The sequence below is a fragment of the Ralstonia sp. 25mfcol4.1 genome (genome assembly GCF_900104095.1).
GTDB lineage: Bacteria > Pseudomonadota > Gammaproteobacteria > Burkholderiales > Burkholderiaceae > Cupriavidus.
On sequence record NZ_FNJO01000001.1, the window covers coordinates 221,620 to 237,037 of the forward strand.

The following is a 15,418-nucleotide window of genomic DNA, read 5'->3' on the forward strand; positions in this document are numbered from 1 at the left end:
GGAGACACCATTCATGGGCGATACCAGCTTCGACTACATCATCGTGGGCGCCGGCTCGGCCGGCTGTGCGCTGGCCGGACGGCTGGCGGACCAGCCGGGCGTGACCGTGGCCCTGCTCGAATCGGGGCCTGACGACCATCACCCCAGCGTGTGGACCCCGCTGGCCATCGCCAGGACGGTGCCCCACGCGGGGCCGCGCAACTACGGCTTCCGTACCGTACCGCAGCCGGGTCTGAACGGCCGCCAGTCGTACCAGCCGCGCGGGCGCGGGCTGGGCGGCAGTTCGTCGATCAACGCCATGCTCTACGTGCGCGGCCATCGCAGCGACTACGACCGCTGGGCCGAACTGGGATGCGAGGGCTGGGGCTACGACGCCGTGCTGCCCTACTTCCGGCGAAGCGAATGCAACCAGCGCAATGCCGGCCGCGACGACGCCTGGCACGGCGGCAGCGGCCCGCTGCATGTCAGTGACCTGCGCACGCCGAATCCGTTCTCGCGCCGCTTCGTGCAGGCGGCGGCGCAGGCCGGCCTGCCGCTGAACCAGGACTTCAACGGTGCCGAGCAGGAAGGCGTGGGGCTGTACCAGGCCACGCAGTTCAACGGTGAACGCTGGAACGCGGCGCGCGCCTACCTGCATCGCGGCAACCGCGCCGATGCCGGCCACAACGGCGGCCGCCAGAACCTCAGCGTGATGACCGGCACGCAGGCGCTGCGCATCGTGTTCGAAGGCAAGCGCGCCGTGGGCGTGGAGGTGGTGCGCGACGGCCAGACGCAGACGTTGCGCGCGCGGCGCGAGGTGATCGTCAGTGGCGGCGCGTTCCATTCGCCGCAGTTGCTGATGGCATCGGGCGTGGGGCCGGCCGACCATCTGCGCAGCGTGGGCGTGGCAGTGATACACGACCTGCCCGGCGTTGGGCAGAACCTGCAGGACCATCTCGACGTCATCATCGGCAAGCCTGTTACGTCGTGGCATCTCTACGGCTACTCGCTGCGCGGCGTGGCGCGCATGGCCGGCGAGGTCATGCGCTACCGCTGGCGGCGCACCGGCATGCTGGCATCGCCGGTGGCCGAAGCCGGCGCGTTCGTCCGGACGCAACCGGGGCTGGCCGCCCCCGACCTGCAGCTGCATTTCGCGCCGGCGTTGCTGGGCAATTCCAACGTGTTGCGCAATGGCCGGCCCGGCCATGGGTATTCCTGCCACGCCTGCGTGCTGCGCCCGGAAAGCCGTGGCACGGTGGAACTGGCATCGGCGGACATGCGCGAGGCGCCCCGCATCGACCCTCGCTTCCTGTCTGCCCCGTCCGACCTCGACGGCATGGTGGCCGGCGTGAAGCTGATGCGACGGATCTTCGCCCAGACGGCGCTGGCCGAAGCGGGCGGCAGCGACCCGCTGACCGCCCTGCTAGGGCCCGGCGAAGGGGACGATGCGGCAATCCGCGATTTCGTGCGCGCCCACGCCGACACCATCTACCACCCCGTGGGCACCTGCAAGATGGGCGTCGATGCGATGGCCGTGGTCGATCCACAGCTGCGCGTACATGGTGTGGACGGCCTGCGTGTGGTGGACGCCTCGGTCATGCCCACACTGATCGGCGGCAACACCAATGCGCCCACCATCATGATCGCCGAGCGCGCCGCCGATCTGCTGCGGATGGCCGCGTAAACGATGGCGGCGTGAGCCGGCCCGCTGCCCTCGGGCGTCGAGGGCCGCGCCGGCGTTGGGCTGGCGGCAGGAAACAAGCAGGACCGTCCGGCAACCGCCGGCCTAGCGCACCGCCGCTTCAGCTTTCCGGTCCTTGTCGAGCGGCTCGGCCATCTTGCGATGCTGTTCGGCAAGCAGATCAGAGGGGGTGATCGACGCGATGGCGGCCCGGAGCTTGTTCTGCCACCCCGTAACGACTTCGGCTTCGCCGCGCATCATGGCCTCGAATCCCTGCCGGGCCACGTCCGCCGGGTCGTCCTTCTTCGCCTCGCCCAAGCGCGTATCGAGCATGTCGGCGCGGCGGAAGAATTCGGTCTCGGTGGCGCCCGGCATCAGGCACGTCACGCTGACGCGGCAGTCGGCCAGTTCGTGGCGCAGGGCAAATGCGAACGAATCGAGGAACGCCTTCGTGCCGTTGTAGACGGCCTGGTAGGTGCCCGGCATCAGGCCCGCAATCGATCCCGTGATCAGGATCCGGCCCGCGCGGTTTTCGCGCATGTGCCGCGCGACGCTATGCAGCAGGTACAAGGTACCGACCACGTTCGTTTCGAGCACCCGCGCAATATCGGCAAAATCCTGGTCGACGAAGGCATGCCCCAGGCCCCTGCCGGCATTGGCACACAGCACGTCGATGCGCCGGCCACGCACGCTGCCTAGTAATTCGTCCACGCCCGCCCGCGTGGAAAGGTCGGCGACCAGCGACTCCACCCTCGCGCCATGCTCTCGCAGCTTGGCGGCCGCATCGGCAATCTCGGGTTCATCGGCCACGACGATCAGATCCATGCCGCTGGCAGCGCAACAATGCGCCAGATGAAAGCCGATGCCGGTCGATGCCCCGGTGACAATGGCGAGCGGGCGTGTGTCAGGAATATCCTGCAGGCCCAGTTCGGCATAATCCACATCGCTGTTTGACGAGTTCACGGCCGCCTCCCTGTCGGAACATATCTAGCCGGCAGCGTGCAAATGTCATACCAGCGGCCAAGTCAGCGCGCCGCCCGCCGGGGCTGTCCCGCAAACAGGTAGGGACTGAACAGCTCGTCATAGATATGTGCCCCGCACGTGCCCCGGCGGTAGTCACGACCCGCCACATCGTCGGGCACGGGGCCACCTGTCAGCCCGGGTTGTGAATGGCGCCGCGTGAGCATGCTGACCGGCGGCGTCAGGCCCACGCCCACGCTGCTCAGCTCGATTGGCGTTTTTGCGTGTACATCGATATGGAACGTGCCATATGGCGCGGCGCCGGCACGGGTGTGACTGAGCGGCGGTTCGCCCGCGACATCCGTCACAGACCAGTCGCAATCAGCGACCTGATGTTGCCCCAGATCCACTAACGGGGGACGTGCGGGCCGCCGGCGTTCGCGCCGGGGCTGTGCCGGCCGAAAGACATGGATGGGGGACAGGCGTGATGCGGATTGGCCCGCCCTAGAGGATTCGAACCTCTGACCGCTCGCTTAGAAGGCGAGTGCTCTATCCAACTGAGCTAAGGGCGGATGGCCGTGGCTATCAGGGCCTTGGTCGGCCTTGCAGCCCTGGAAGGCCTTGCCGTTGCGGCAAGGCGTGCATTCTACCGCACCAGTTGCAGAAGGGAAACGCGCCCGCCTACCTGGGATGCTTCTGCAGGATGAACTCGATGGCACACTCTGCGGTAGGTGTGCGAGTCTGATCGAAATCGCGGTTCAGCAGGCTCTGCCGAACGCCGATGTCGACCCGAAACATCGAGATCGGCGATACCTGGTCGCATACGGACCGCACAAAGTCGATGACATTGATGGACACCGGCGACCACGACCGCGCCTTGCACATCGTGAACGTGTGCTTGTGGTCGTTGTTGAACCGCGAGGGCCAGTGTCCTTGCTCGTACAGGTCTTCGTCCGGCACCTGGATTACCAGATGCCCTCCCGGTTTCACGACCCGTATCCAGTGCCGGATGGCCACCGCCGGATCGACCATATGCTCCAGGCAGTGGGACGAATAGACGAAGTCGAACGATTCGTCCTCCACCCGCTCCAGGTACTGGGCGTCGCCATGCTGCATGTCGAAGACGAAGACGTGCTTCATGGCCGGGAACATGTCGCCGAACAACGCGAGGGAGTCGATGCCGCCGCCTATGTCGAGGCCATTGCCGACGAAGTACCGCGTCGCGTAGCGGGAATCATGCACGCGGCGCAGGATCGAGATCGATGTCGCGCCGGGGATGTTCTGGTGAATCTGCCTGGCCTGCTGGGCAGCGTGTTCCGGCCTGATGATGTCCATGGATGTTGGCGCAAGGCGCGTTGCAGTGACCTGCGCATCTATAGCATCGGCGAGCCGGGCCTTGAATCAGATTCCGACGAAACTGAAGCCGGCCCAGCCCAAGGCTGGCGAAACAGCGATGTGGATGCCGAACTCAGGACGACTCGCGTTCGCGCACGCGCGGGCGGCGCGGCATGCCGACACCTTCGGCCGTGTCGTGCGAGGACACGCAGTTGCGGCCCATCTGCTTGGCATCGTAGAGCGCGCGGTCGGCGCGCCGCATGACCGCATCGGCGTTCTCGCCGGCCTGTCGCTCGGCCATGCCGATGCTGACCGTATAGGCAATGGCATCGGGCTCGGACGGGCATGGCGCCGAACGCACCATCGCACTTAGCCGGACGCTGATGGCGCGGCCGGTTTCCAGCGTGGTGTCGGGCATGACGATCGCGAACTCCTCGCCGCCCAGGCGGCCCAGCACGGCCCGGGCCGGCGCGGCCTTGCGCAGCAGGCCCGCGAAATGGCGCAGGACGCTGTCGCCCGCCAGATGCCCGTAGAGGTCGTTGATGGCCTTGAAGTGATCGAGGTCGATGAACGCCACGGTGAAGGCGGTGCGCTGGCGCTCGGCCTGCTTGCACGCGAGTTCCAGTTCTTCCCAGAACGCGCCGCGCGACAGCACGTCAGTCAGGTCGTCATGGCGCGCGCGGCGTTCGATGATCCGGCGCAGACGGTCATGCGCCATCAGCGCGAAGCTGACCGACAGTCCCACCACGCCGAAGACAAAGCAGAGGGTGATGTTGTCGCGCTCGTCCGGCGTGGCCAGCGGGTGGCCGTCGACCAGCGCCGACAGCGGCGCCCATGCCTGCGCGCCCGCGAACACGGTGCAGGCCAGTGCCACCAGGGTGAGCGACAGGATCGCCAGGCGCCCCGTGCCGCGCTTCGCGGGCAAACGCGGCACGACCACGCGGATTATTTCCAGCAACAGCAGCATCTGGATCAACGACGAGGCCAGCATCAGCCCGGCCACGACGGAAGGCGACACCAGCACCCCAGGCGACAGCGGGCTGGGCGCGGCGCCCATCAGTCCGCCGACCGCATGCAATGCGAGCACGATTGCGCCGGGCACGTTCAGCACGGTCAGCACCATGGCCCGCCCCGGCTTGCCGACAAAATGACGCGTGCCGTGAACCATCATCGACAGCCCGGCAGTCAATGCCAGCTCAGGCAAGGCAGCCAGCGGCCATTCCGGACGGTAGCCATGAACGGCCAGCAACACGGCGGCCACGGTCACTACCAGATCGCCGATCGCCCACGAGGTGAGCCCGCTGCGCTCCATACCGGCAGAGCGCCGCAACACGGCACAGACGATCGCCATCTGCAGCACGAACAAGGCCGCGATCAGCACTACCACCTGCGACTGAAACATCTTCATTCCCGTTCACAAAGGCATCGCCGATGCTCCGCATGGCACCGGACCGCCTTCTGTTTGCGGCCTGCGAGCGGCCGTCCTGTATTGTTTCCGCAAGTCCGGCACGTCCGCGTCACGTCGATGCGGGGCATCGCGGGCGAAGCATGGCTCAGGCACGGCGCAGCGCGCCCGCGTCGCTAGCGGGGCTGGCGTGCCATAGTTTTGATAGTGGGACCAGGTCCGGGTGGGCACAGCATTGCCAGGCGTGAAGCGCCGGGTCGGACCAATGCGGTGTGCGGATTATGTCAGCGCGACGCATCAAGTCAAGCCAAATACGATCCCGCCTGAAGCGGGGTACGTGCGCGCCACTTCCGCGCGTTGCAATCCGTCGCACGCCACATTTGACCTGGCCGCACGTGTCGCGATAGAATCGCCGGCTCCGGAGCGTAGCGCAGCCTGGTAGCGCATCTGATTTGGGATCAGAGGGTCGTAGGTTCGAATCCTATCGCTCCGACCATATTTGCAAGTTGTTTTAGGTAGAAGGATCAAGGGCTTACGTTGAAAGACGTGAGCCCTTTTTTCTTTCTGTCTTTCCGGAAGTTGCGAAACTATGGCCTAGCCATGTCGCGCCCTTCTCCATGCGGTGCATGGATCGCATTCGGGCCGCATGTCAGGGGGGTTGGTGCGGCACTGCACAATGACACCAGCCGCCTGTACATGGCGTTGGCGCAACAACTGGGGAACGGTTGCTGCGCCTGCGAAGATGGTGCGGTCGTGCTACAATCGCGCGTCAGTTCGGGGTATCTGAGCATGCCCTGTTAACCGGGAAAGCGCCGCCTGGCGCACTGGAAATTCTCCGACCCGCCCTCATATCGTTGAGATATGGCCGGCGGATGGGTTGCCGGCCCCGGAAACACCTTGCCCGCTGTCCCCGTGATGTACACGGATGCGCCAGACGCCCGCGCAACCGCTAGTGGCAAGGCAATCGTCAGGGTCATCCGCGCCCCTACTCGATTCTCTGACCCGCCTGGCTTCCATGGTTTGCCAAGCCCGTCAGCTTGCTTCCCGACGACGTATCGCGCGGCTGCCGCCATGGCGGCATGACGTGGATGCGCGCGACCGGGCGCCCACAGGATACTCACTAACTTAACGCAGCCTTCGTGGCTGCCACAAAGGAAAACAGATTGGCTAAGGAAGAACTCATTGAATTTGGCGGCGTGGTGTCGGAAGCCCTGCCCGACAACCGTTATCGCGTGACGCTGGAAAACGGCGTGGAAATCTGGGCATACGCTTCGGGCAAGATGCAAAAGCACCGTATCCGCATCCTGGCCGGCGACCGCGTCACCCTGGAAATGTCGCCCTACGACCTGACCAAGGGCCGCATCAACTTCCGCCACAAGTCCTGAGTTCGCGGCGCGCAGCCGATGCGCCGCTGTCACGCGGCTGACATCGCTGCTACCGACACTGACGGGCTATCCGTGGGCTTTGCCCACCGGATGGCCCGTTTTGTTTTTGGCGGCCCGGTCGCGCACTTGCGGCACGCGCCGTGCGTCACCATACTCAAGGCTCCACCAAGCCCCAGGCGAACATGAATCTGATTCTGTGGCGTCATGCCGAGGCCGAAGATCTGCCCGATGCCCTGAGCATCTCCCGCAGCGCGGATCTACAGCGACCACTGACCCGCCGCGGCCGCAAGCAGGCCGAAACGTCCGCCAACTGGCTGCGCGCCCACCTGCCTGCCGACTACCGCGTGGTCTGCAGCCCGGCGCTGCGTACGCGGGAAACTGCGGCTGCCCTGTCCGGCAAGGCCGAAATCCTCGATGACCTCGCGCCGGGTGCCGATGTGGGCGCCGTGCTGGCCGCGATCGACTGGCCGCAGGGCAACGACCACACGGTCGTGGTTGGCCACCAGCCATGGATCGGACAACTGGCCAGCCTGCTGCTGGCTGGCCAGGAACTGCCATGGAGCGTGAAGAAAAGCGGCATCTGGTGGCTGGTCGGACGCACACGCGAAAACGAAGCGCAGGTAGTCCTCCGCGCCGTGATTCAGCCCGACCTTTTCTGAACCTTCTTAAGTAAATGGCGGCGAAAATGAGATTTCGCTGTCACAAATTCGACATCAGTCTGTTCATTTGGACGATCGCCGATGTGCTCTAGCGGAAGCCTGTCCTATGGTTAAGGTTTGCGCCGGCGACAACATTGTGTCAGTCACGGAAGCGTCATCATCGGTTCACGGCGCTGTCACCCGGCCTCTCTACATTGTTTCGAAGCCGTTTCGTCACCGAAAGGACACACTGATGCGAGACTTACCGACGCCTACCCAGCCGCTCTTCGACTCCTTGCCCACTGGCCTGACTGGCCAGTCGGCGCGGAGGCGTCTTCCTCGTCAGCCAGCACAACTCCAAACCCCGATTCAAGCTCCGGCGCCTGCTTTCAGCGTGGCGTGGGCACGTCACCAGGACGAAGTAGCCGAGGCCCAGCGCCTGCGCTACAAGGTGTTCGCCGAGGAAATGGGCGCGCGCCTGAAATCGTCGGCCACCGAAACCGACGTGGACATGTTCGACGCCTACTGCGACCACCTGATCGTGCGCGACCAGGAAACGCTCAAGGTCGTGGGCACCTACCGCGTGCTGCCGCCGCACCAGGCCAAGCGCATCGGCTGCCTCTACGCAGAATCCGAATTCGATCTGGTCCGCCTGGCCCACCTGCGCCCGAAGATGCTGGAACTGGGCCGTTCGTGCGTGCACCGCGACTTCCGCTCGGGCAGCGTGATCATGGCCCTGTGGGGTGGCCTGGGCGAATACCTGCAGCGTTACAACCTCGAATCGATGCTGGGCTGCGCCAGCGTGCCGATGAGCGATGGCGGCCACTACGCGGCCAGCCTCTATCGTCAGTTTGCCGAAAAGTCGCTGGCACCGATCGAGTATCACGCCTTCCCGCGCGCGCCGCTGCCGGTGGACGACCTGAACCAGACGCTTGACGTGGAGCCCCCCGCGCTGATCAAGGGTTATCTGCGGCTGGGCGCCAAGATCTGCGGCCTGCCGGCCTGGGATCCCGATTTCAACGTCGCCGATTTCCTGACACTGCTGCGCGTGCGCGACATGAACCCGCGCTATGCCCGGCACTTCCTGGGCATTCGGTCGGCCTGACCGCTGATCAGCAGCCCCCTCGTACGGGACGAAACGGCTGGTCGTTCCGGTACCGGAAACGAGAACGGCGACTCATTCGAGTCGCCGTTCCTGTTTCGTCGCCGGATTGCCCCGGCCCACCGGGCCGGCCGTCTCAGACGTAGACGACCTTGTAACGCTTGCCCACGCGCTCCCACTCGTCGGCTTCCTGCGCCAGGCTGTATTCCACCAGCGGGTTGGCATCGATCCACGATTTCGGCAGCCGCACCTCGAAACCCTCGTCGAGTTCGTCCGAACGCTGTCTGACATGGATCTGCGGCAGCTTCATGTCGCCGCGCCGGCGGCATAGTACAAACGCCAGCCGGAGGCTGAACAGCATGCGCCAGTCCAGAAACTTGCCGCTGCCGGAGAGCTTGCCGAGCTTGCCCGCGTGGCCGAGCAGCAGCGTGGCCAGCCGCGCCTGGTCGGTCTTCGAGAAACCGGGCATGTCGGCGTGCGTGGCGATATAAGCCGAATGCTTGTGATATCCACTGTGCGAGATCGTCATGCCGATCTCGTGCAGGCTGGCCGCCCAGCCCAGCAACGCAAGGTTGTCCTCGCGGCGCTCGTTGCGCGGATCGGGAAACTGCGCCAGCAGATCGCGGGCGGCCTGCCCTACCCGGGTGGCCTGCGCACGGTCCACGGCGTAGCGGCGCATGAACTGGTCGACCGTCACGGTCCGCATGTCCTCATGGTGGCTGCGGCCCAGCAGGTCGTACAGCACACCCAGACGCAGCGCGCCGTCCGTGACGTCCATGCGGTCGATATCGAGTTCGGCAAACACGCCGAGCATGATCGACAGGCCGCCAGGCAACACCGGAATCCGGTCGGCCTTCAGGCCGGTCAGCTTCACCCGGTTCGTGTTCTCGGCCTTGACCAGCGCACGTTTCAGGCGCTCCAGCCCTTCGCGCGTAATGCCATGTTCGGACGCGCTGTCGTTCATCCCGTTGAGCTCGATCAGTTCCGCCAGGGCGCGCGCAGTGCCCGACGACCCTACCGCCTGCTGCCAGCCGGCTGCCTTGTACTGGCGCACCAGTACCTGGATCTCGCGACGCGCGGCCAGTTCGGCCTGCTTGAACGCGTATTCGTCGACGTTGCCGCTCGGAAAGAACTGGCGGCTGTGCGATACGCAGCCGATGTACAGGCTTTCCATCAGCTTCGACTGATAGCCGCTGCCGATGATGAATTCGGTGGAGCCGCCGCCGATATCGACGACCAGCCGGTTGCCCTGGCAGGCTGGCGCATCATGCGACGCGCCCAGGTAGATCAGGCGCGCTTCCTCGCGGCCGGCGATCACTTCGATCGGGAATCCCAGGGCAGCCTCGGCCTCGATCAGGAAATCCGAAGCGTTCCTGGCCACGCGCAGCGTGTTGGTGGCCACCGCGCGCACCTGCTCGGGTGCGAAGTCGCGCAGGCGGTCGCCAAAGCGGCGCAGCGCGTCAACGCCCCGGCGGCGGGCCGGCTGGTCCAGATATTTGTCCGGCGTCAGGCCGGCGGCCAGCCTGACCGGCTCGCGCAGCGCGTCAACCTGGAAGATCTGGCTGGCGGGGCCCGAGGCAGTGGGCGTTTCATCCACCCGCCCGATCATCAGGCGGAAGCTGTTGGAGCCCATGTCGACGGCGGCCAGCAAGCGGGGATTCTGTGTCATTGCGTCAGTGTTACGCGGGATCGGCCGTGGCGGGCCAAAACCCGAAAGATTATGTCCCTGTCATGTCTGCATCATGACAAAATCAAAGTGTCATCAAAATGACACGGATCTATGAAAAAGTCGCCTCATCGCCAAAATAAGGTCATAGACATGTCGACGACGCCGCCTGGCTCGCTCTGGAACCGCGAGCTGGGCATTCTGGAATTCAACGCGCGCGTGCTTGCGCAGGCCGCCGACCCCAATGTCCCGCTGCTGGAACGGCTGAAGTTCATCTGTATCGTGTCCAGCAATCTGGACGAGTTCTTTGAAATCCGGATGGCCGGCCTGAAGGAGCAAATGCGGGATAACGCATCGGGCCTGACGCCCGATGGCCTCTCGATCCAGCAGGCCTACCAGCTTGTCACGGAGCGCACCCAGCGGCTCGTGGCCTCGCAGTATGACATGCTGCAGAACGTCATTTTCCCCGCGCTGGAAAAAGAAGGGGTGTTTTTTCACCTGACCGGCACGTGGACGGACGCGCAGCGCGCGTGGGCGCGGGACTTCTTCACGCGCGAGCTGGGCCCGGTGCTGACGCCGATTGCGCTGGACCCCGCCCATCCGTTCCCGCGCGTGCTCAACAAGAGTCTGAACTTCGTGATCGAGCTGTCCGGCAAGGACGCCTTCGGCCGCGATGCCGACCTGGCCATCGTGCAGGCGCCGCGCGCGCTGCCGCGCGTGGTGCGCATGCCGGAAAAGCTGTCGGGATATCCGTACGGCTTTGTGATGCTGTCGTCGTTCATGCAGGCGTTTGTCCACGAACTGTTCCCGGCCATCGAGGTGCAGGGCTGCTACCAGTTCCGGGTCACGCGCAATTCCGACCTGTTCGTGTCCGAGGACGAAATCACCGACCTGCGCGAAGCATTGCAGGGCGAATTGCCTACACGTCACTTTGGCGACATGGTTCGCCTGGAAGTGTCGTCCGACACGCCGCCGGCGCTGTCGCGGCGTCTGCTGCTGGAGTCGGGCCTGACCGAACAGGACCTGTACCGCGTGGGGGGGCCGGTGAACCTGGTGCGGCTGATGCAGATCCCCGATCTGGTGGACCGCCCCGCCCTGAAATACCCACCGCACGTGCCGGCCGTGGTCAAGGCCTTCCCGCCCGGCACGAGCATGTTCGACGTGATCCGCCAGCGCGACGTGCTGCTGCATCACCCGTACGAGAGCTTTTCATCGGTGCTGGACCTGATGCAGGCGGCCGCCAGCGATCCGAACGTGGTGGCGATCAAGCAGACCGTCTATCGCACCGGTAACGAATCGGCCGTGATGGAAGCGCTGATGACGGCAGCCCGCAACGGCAAGGAAGTGACCGTGGTGGTGGAACTGCTGGCGCGCTTCGACGAGGAAACCAATATCAACTGGGCCGAGCGGCTGGAGTCGGCAGGGGCCCATGTGGTCTACGGGGTAGTGGGACACAAATGCCACGCCAAGATGCTGCTGATCGTACGGCGCGAGCCGGCGGGCCCGAAGGCCAAGAACGCGGTGCTGCGGCGCTACGCCCACCTGGGCACCGGCAACTATCATCCGCGCACCGCCCGCCTGTACACCGACTTTGGACTGCTCACCGCCAACGAGCAGGTCTGCGAGGACGTTCACCACGTGTTCCAGTTGCTGACGGGCACCGCCGGCACCATCCGGCTGAACCACCTGTGGCAGTCGCCGTTCACGATGCACAGCAACCTGGTGGAGCATATCCGCGCCGAGGCCCGCAACGCGCGCGCCGGCAAGCGGGCACGCATCATCGCCAAGATGAACGCGCTGCTGGAGCCCACGATCATCGAGGAGCTCTACAAGGCGTCGCGCGCGGGCGTGAAAATCGACCTGATCGTACGCGGCGTCTGCGCGCTGCGCGCCGGCGTGCCGGGTCTGTCGGAGAACATTTCGGTGCGCTCGATCGTGGGCCGCTTCCTGGAGCACCACCGCGTCTATTACTTCCACGCGGCCGGCGACGATGTGCTGTACCTGTCCAGCGCCGACTGGATGGACCGCAACCTGTTCCGGCGCGTCGAGGTGGCCTTCCCGATCCTGGATCGTACGCTCAAGGCCCGGGTGATCAAGGAAGGCCTGCAGGTGCATCTGCACGACAACGCATCGGCCTGGATCATGGAACCCGACGGCAATTACGTGCGCAAGCCGTCGCGCGCCAAGCTGCAGCGCGTCAGCCAGCACGAACTGCTGCTGAAGTTCGGCACCTGAGCCCTGCCGGCTTCGGAATGAGAAAGGCCGCTGCCCGGACCGGGAGCGGCCTTTCTTCATAGTGCCGGGCGCGCCCGATCTCAGGCGGCGTGGCGCGAGGCGTCGCCCAGCTGGGACAGTGGTTGCGCGGCGTCCGGTTCGTAGCCGCTGCGGTCCACCGGGAACACGATGCGGAACGTACTGCCGCGCCCTACTTCGCTGCTGACGCGCAGATCGGCGTGGTGGCGCGACAGCACGTGCTTGACGATGGCCAGGCCCAGGCCGGTACCGCCCGTATCGCGCGACCGGCTGCGATCCACCCGGTAGAACCGTTCGGTCAGGCGGGGAATGTGCTCGGGCGCGATGCCCAGGCCCGTATCGCTGACCGAGAACACGGAGTGTCCGTCGGTAAAGGTCATGCGGATGGCGATGCGTCCGCCCTCGGGCGTGTAGCGCACCGCGTTCGACACCAGGTTGCCCAGTGCCGACAGCAGCTCGCCTTCCGCACCGCGCAGCACCACGGCGGTATCGATCTCGGTCTCGATGTGGTGCCGCCCCTGTGACAGCGCCTCGGCGTCGTGCACCATGTGGGCGGCCAGCGCGGCCACGTTGACACGATCGTGCGACGGCGGCTGCGCGTCGGATTCCAGCTTGGCCAGCGCCAGCAGGTCCTCGACGATGTGCTGCATCCGCATCGACTGCACCAGCATCAGATCGATATAGCGTTTGCGGTCTTCCTCCGAGACAGGCAGGTCGCGCACGGTCTCCAGGAAGCCCGTCAGCACCGTCAGCGGCGTCTTCAGTTCGTGCGAGACATTGGCCACGAAGTCGCGGCGCATGGCCTCGGTGCTTTCGACCTTGGTAATGTCCTGGGTCAGCACGAGCTTGCGGTTTTCGCCATACGGCAGGATCTGCACCGACGTGATACCGCGCTTGTGTTCGCCCATGTCGCGCATCACCAGCGGTTCGTCATAGCGTTCGCGCGTCAGGTAGTGGACAAACTCGGGCCGGCGGATCAGGTGCGTAATGCGCTGGCGCACGTCGCGCCGCGCGTTCAGCCCGAAGTGCTGCTCGGCCACGCCGTTGCACCATTCGATCTGGTCGGCATCGTCGAGCATCAGCACGCCATAGGGCGAAGCCTGGATGGCCTGGATGAACCGCGTGTGCTGCTGCTCCACCTGCAGCACCTGGGTGCGCCATCGCTTGACCAGCCGGTGCAGGCGGTAATACACCTCGCCCCACAGCCCGAGTGCGCTGGGAATCTCACCGTAGGCCGGGGCGTCGAGCACCCGCCACAGACGGCTGATCTGGAAGAGGTAATACGCGAGCAGCAGGAACAGCGAAACGGAAAGGAACAGCAGGCCGGGCACGGCGCCGGCTACGGCGTACAGGCCCGCCGCTATCAGCGCGAGACCGGCAAGGATGGCCGCGGAGCGGGCCCAGATGACATTCATGCGAGGAGTAGAAGAGGTTCAGACTGCGTTCGCACTGCGACAGAGTCTGCCACAACATGCACCGCAGCATTGCATTCAGCCGGCATTATCCGACATCGGCCGGCGCGGCCCCGCTGCTCCGCCGCCGGCCGGTTCCGGTCAGTGGCTGGGTGACCGCGCCAGGCGATAGCCGCTGCCCCGGACCGTCTCGATCATGTTGCTGTAGCCACCGGGGGTCAGCGCGGCACGCAGACGCTTGATATGCACGTCCACGGTCCGCTCTTCGACAAACACGTGGTCGCCCCAGACCTGATCCAGCAATTGTGATCGACTGTGCACACGCTCCGGATGCGTCATCAAAAAGTGCAGCAGACGAAACTCCGTAGGACCCAGGTCCAGCTTGATCGGGCCGCTATCGTCCTGGCCGGTCACGCGATGCGTGGCCGGGTCGAGCCGCAGGCCATTGATGGCGACCACGTCGTCGGTCAGCTGCGGCGCGCGGCGGCGCAGCACGGCCTTGATGCGAGCCAGTAGTTCCTTCGGCGAGAAAGGCTTGGTCACGTAGTCGTCCGCACCGGCTTCCAGGCCCATGACCTTGTCCTGCTCTTCGCTGCGGGCGGTGAGCATGATGATCGGAATCTGCTTGGTGCGGTCGTTGGTCCGCAGTTCCTTGGCGAAGGCGGCGCCCGACTTGCCCGGGAGCATCCAGTCCAGCAACACGAGGTCCGGCAGGACATCGCTCATCAGCGACAACGCCTGCTCAGCGTTGTACGCCCGAATCGGATAGTGCCCCGCGTGCTGGAGATTGACGGCGATCAGTTCAGCGATCGCCGGTTCGTCCTCGACAACGAGAATACTGCTAGGCATGTAATGGTTCTCCGCTTATCAGTGCTGGCGCGTATTCAGCTCAACGCTTCGCGCTCCATGTCTTCGCGTGAGGCATGGCGAACGTCCGTGCCCTTCACGATGTAAATGATGAATTCCGCAATGTTCTTCGCGTGGTCGCCGATACGCTCGACGGCCTTGGCGATGAACAGGAAGTCCAGCGCCACCGAGATCGTGCGCGGGTCTTCCATCATGTAGGTGATCAGCTTGCGCACGAAGGCGCGGAATTCCTCGTCGATGGCCTTGTCGTCCTTGACGATGCGGGCAGCCGCCACGGTGTCCAGGCGCGCAAAGGCGTCCAGGGCCTGCCGCAGCAGGTTGATGGCCATTTCGCCGGACAGCTTCACCTCGGCATAGTTGATATTGTGCGCGGCCGCATCTTCCATGATGTGTTTGGTCCGCTTGGCGATCTTCTCGGCCTCGTCGCCAGCGCGCTCGAGGTTGGTGATCGTCTTCGAGATCGCCATCACCAGGCGCAGGTCGCGGGCGGTGGGCTGGCGGCGGGCGATGATGTTGCCGCAGTCCGCATCGATCTCGACTTCGAGCGCGTTCAGCTGCTGCTCGCGGGCCATGACCTGGTCGGCCAGGTCACCGTCGAAGTCGGCCAGCGCGCGCATGGCCATCTCGATCTGCGACTCCACCAGGCCGCCCATCTGCAGCAGCTTGGTATTGATCGCGTTGAGGTCGGCGTCGAACTGGGTCGACAGGTGCTTGTCAGTCATGAATGTTCTCCTG

At 65.1% G+C, this 15,418-nt stretch carries 13 protein-coding genes and 2 tRNA genes; 6 read left to right on the forward strand and 9 right to left on the reverse strand.

Features of this window, described 5'->3' with window-relative positions:
* Positions 1 to 13: 13 nt before the first annotated feature.
* The gene (locus BLQ58_RS00950; RefSeq protein ID WP_092594145.1) at positions 14 to 1,663 is read left to right on the forward strand and encodes a GMC family oxidoreductase; all 1,650 of its coding nucleotides are present in this window, start codon (positions 14 to 16) and stop codon (positions 1,661 to 1,663) included.
* A 102-nt stretch (positions 1,664 to 1,765) separates the two neighbouring features.
* On the opposite strand, the gene BLQ58_RS00955 is transcribed toward BLQ58_RS00950, so the two are convergent.
* The 5 genes from BLQ58_RS00955 to BLQ58_RS00975 all read right to left on the reverse strand — a co-directional run bounded on the left by BLQ58_RS00955 (position 1,766) and on the right by BLQ58_RS00975 (position 5,357).
* Positions 1,766 to 2,572, reverse strand: a complete 807-nt coding sequence (locus BLQ58_RS00955; RefSeq protein ID WP_092594532.1) for an SDR family NAD(P)-dependent oxidoreductase — start codon at positions 2,570 to 2,572, stop codon at positions 1,766 to 1,768.
* A 113-nt stretch (positions 2,573 to 2,685) separates the two neighbouring features.
* Positions 2,686 to 2,988 (reverse strand): hypothetical protein, encoded by a 303-nt coding sequence (locus tag BLQ58_RS00960; RefSeq protein ID WP_092594146.1) that lies wholly within the window; start codon positions 2,986 to 2,988, stop codon positions 2,686 to 2,688.
* Positions 2,989 to 3,115: 127 nt separating this feature from the next.
* Positions 3,116 to 3,192: transfer RNA gene (locus BLQ58_RS00965), tRNA-Arg, on the reverse strand.
* Between the two features lie 109 nt (positions 3,193 to 3,301).
* Entirely contained in the window at positions 3,302 to 3,955 is a 654-nt protein-coding gene (locus BLQ58_RS00970; protein ID WP_092594147.1) for a class I SAM-dependent methyltransferase, read from the reverse strand.
* Positions 3,956 to 4,088: 133 nt separating this feature from the next.
* Positions 4,089 to 5,357 (reverse strand): GGDEF domain-containing protein, encoded by a 1,269-nt coding sequence (locus tag BLQ58_RS00975; protein ID WP_092594534.1) that lies wholly within the window; start codon positions 5,355 to 5,357, stop codon positions 4,089 to 4,091.
* A 422-nt stretch (positions 5,358 to 5,779) separates the two neighbouring features.
* Here BLQ58_RS00975 and BLQ58_RS00980 point away from each other — a divergent pair.
* From BLQ58_RS00980 to BLQ58_RS00995, 4 genes are all read left to right on the forward strand, one after another.
* A tRNA-Pro gene (locus tag BLQ58_RS00980) sits at positions 5,780 to 5,856 on the forward strand.
* 667 nt (positions 5,857 to 6,523) lie between these two features.
* Positions 6,524 to 6,745, forward strand: coding sequence for a translation initiation factor IF-1 (infA, locus tag BLQ58_RS00985; RefSeq protein ID WP_008641674.1), 222 nt, complete (start codon positions 6,524 to 6,526; stop codon positions 6,743 to 6,745).
* Between the two features lie 182 nt (positions 6,746 to 6,927).
* Positions 6,928 to 7,404 (forward strand): SixA phosphatase family protein, encoded by a 477-nt coding sequence (locus BLQ58_RS00990; RefSeq protein WP_092594148.1) that lies wholly within the window; start codon positions 6,928 to 6,930, stop codon positions 7,402 to 7,404.
* A 232-nt stretch (positions 7,405 to 7,636) separates the two neighbouring features.
* Complete coding sequence (locus tag BLQ58_RS00995) at positions 7,637 to 8,488, forward strand: GNAT family N-acetyltransferase (RefSeq protein WP_092594149.1); 852 nt, start codon at positions 7,637 to 7,639, stop codon at positions 8,486 to 8,488.
* A gap of 133 nt (positions 8,489 to 8,621) precedes the next feature.
* Here the strand turns inward: BLQ58_RS00995 and ppx are convergent, their stop codons facing one another.
* Entirely contained in the window at positions 8,622 to 10,154 is a 1,533-nt protein-coding gene (ppx, locus tag BLQ58_RS01000; protein ID WP_092594150.1) for an exopolyphosphatase, read from the reverse strand.
* A 111-nt stretch (positions 10,155 to 10,265) separates the two neighbouring features.
* On the opposite strand from ppx, the gene ppk1 reads away from it, so the two are divergent.
* Complete coding sequence (gene ppk1, locus BLQ58_RS01005; protein WP_092594151.1) at positions 10,266 to 12,386, forward strand: polyphosphate kinase 1; 2,121 nt, start codon at positions 10,266 to 10,268, stop codon at positions 12,384 to 12,386.
* Positions 12,387 to 12,466: 80 nt separating this feature from the next.
* Here the strand turns inward: ppk1 and phoR are convergent, their stop codons facing one another.
* From phoR to phoU, 3 genes are all read right to left on the reverse strand, one after another.
* Positions 12,467 to 13,819: a phosphate regulon sensor histidine kinase PhoR gene (gene phoR / locus BLQ58_RS01010; protein WP_092594152.1), complete on the reverse strand. Its 1,353-nt coding sequence runs from the start codon at positions 13,817 to 13,819 to the stop codon at positions 12,467 to 12,469.
* 138 nt (positions 13,820 to 13,957) lie between these two features.
* Positions 13,958 to 14,665, reverse strand: coding sequence for a phosphate regulon transcriptional regulator PhoB (gene phoB, locus BLQ58_RS01015; RefSeq protein ID WP_092594153.1), 708 nt, complete (start codon positions 14,663 to 14,665; stop codon positions 13,958 to 13,960).
* 35 nt (positions 14,666 to 14,700) lie between these two features.
* A complete protein-coding gene (gene phoU / locus BLQ58_RS01020; RefSeq protein ID WP_092594154.1) occupies positions 14,701 to 15,405 on the reverse strand; it encodes a phosphate signaling complex protein PhoU in 705 nt (234 codons plus the stop codon).
* Positions 15,406 to 15,418 lie beyond the last annotated feature (13 nt).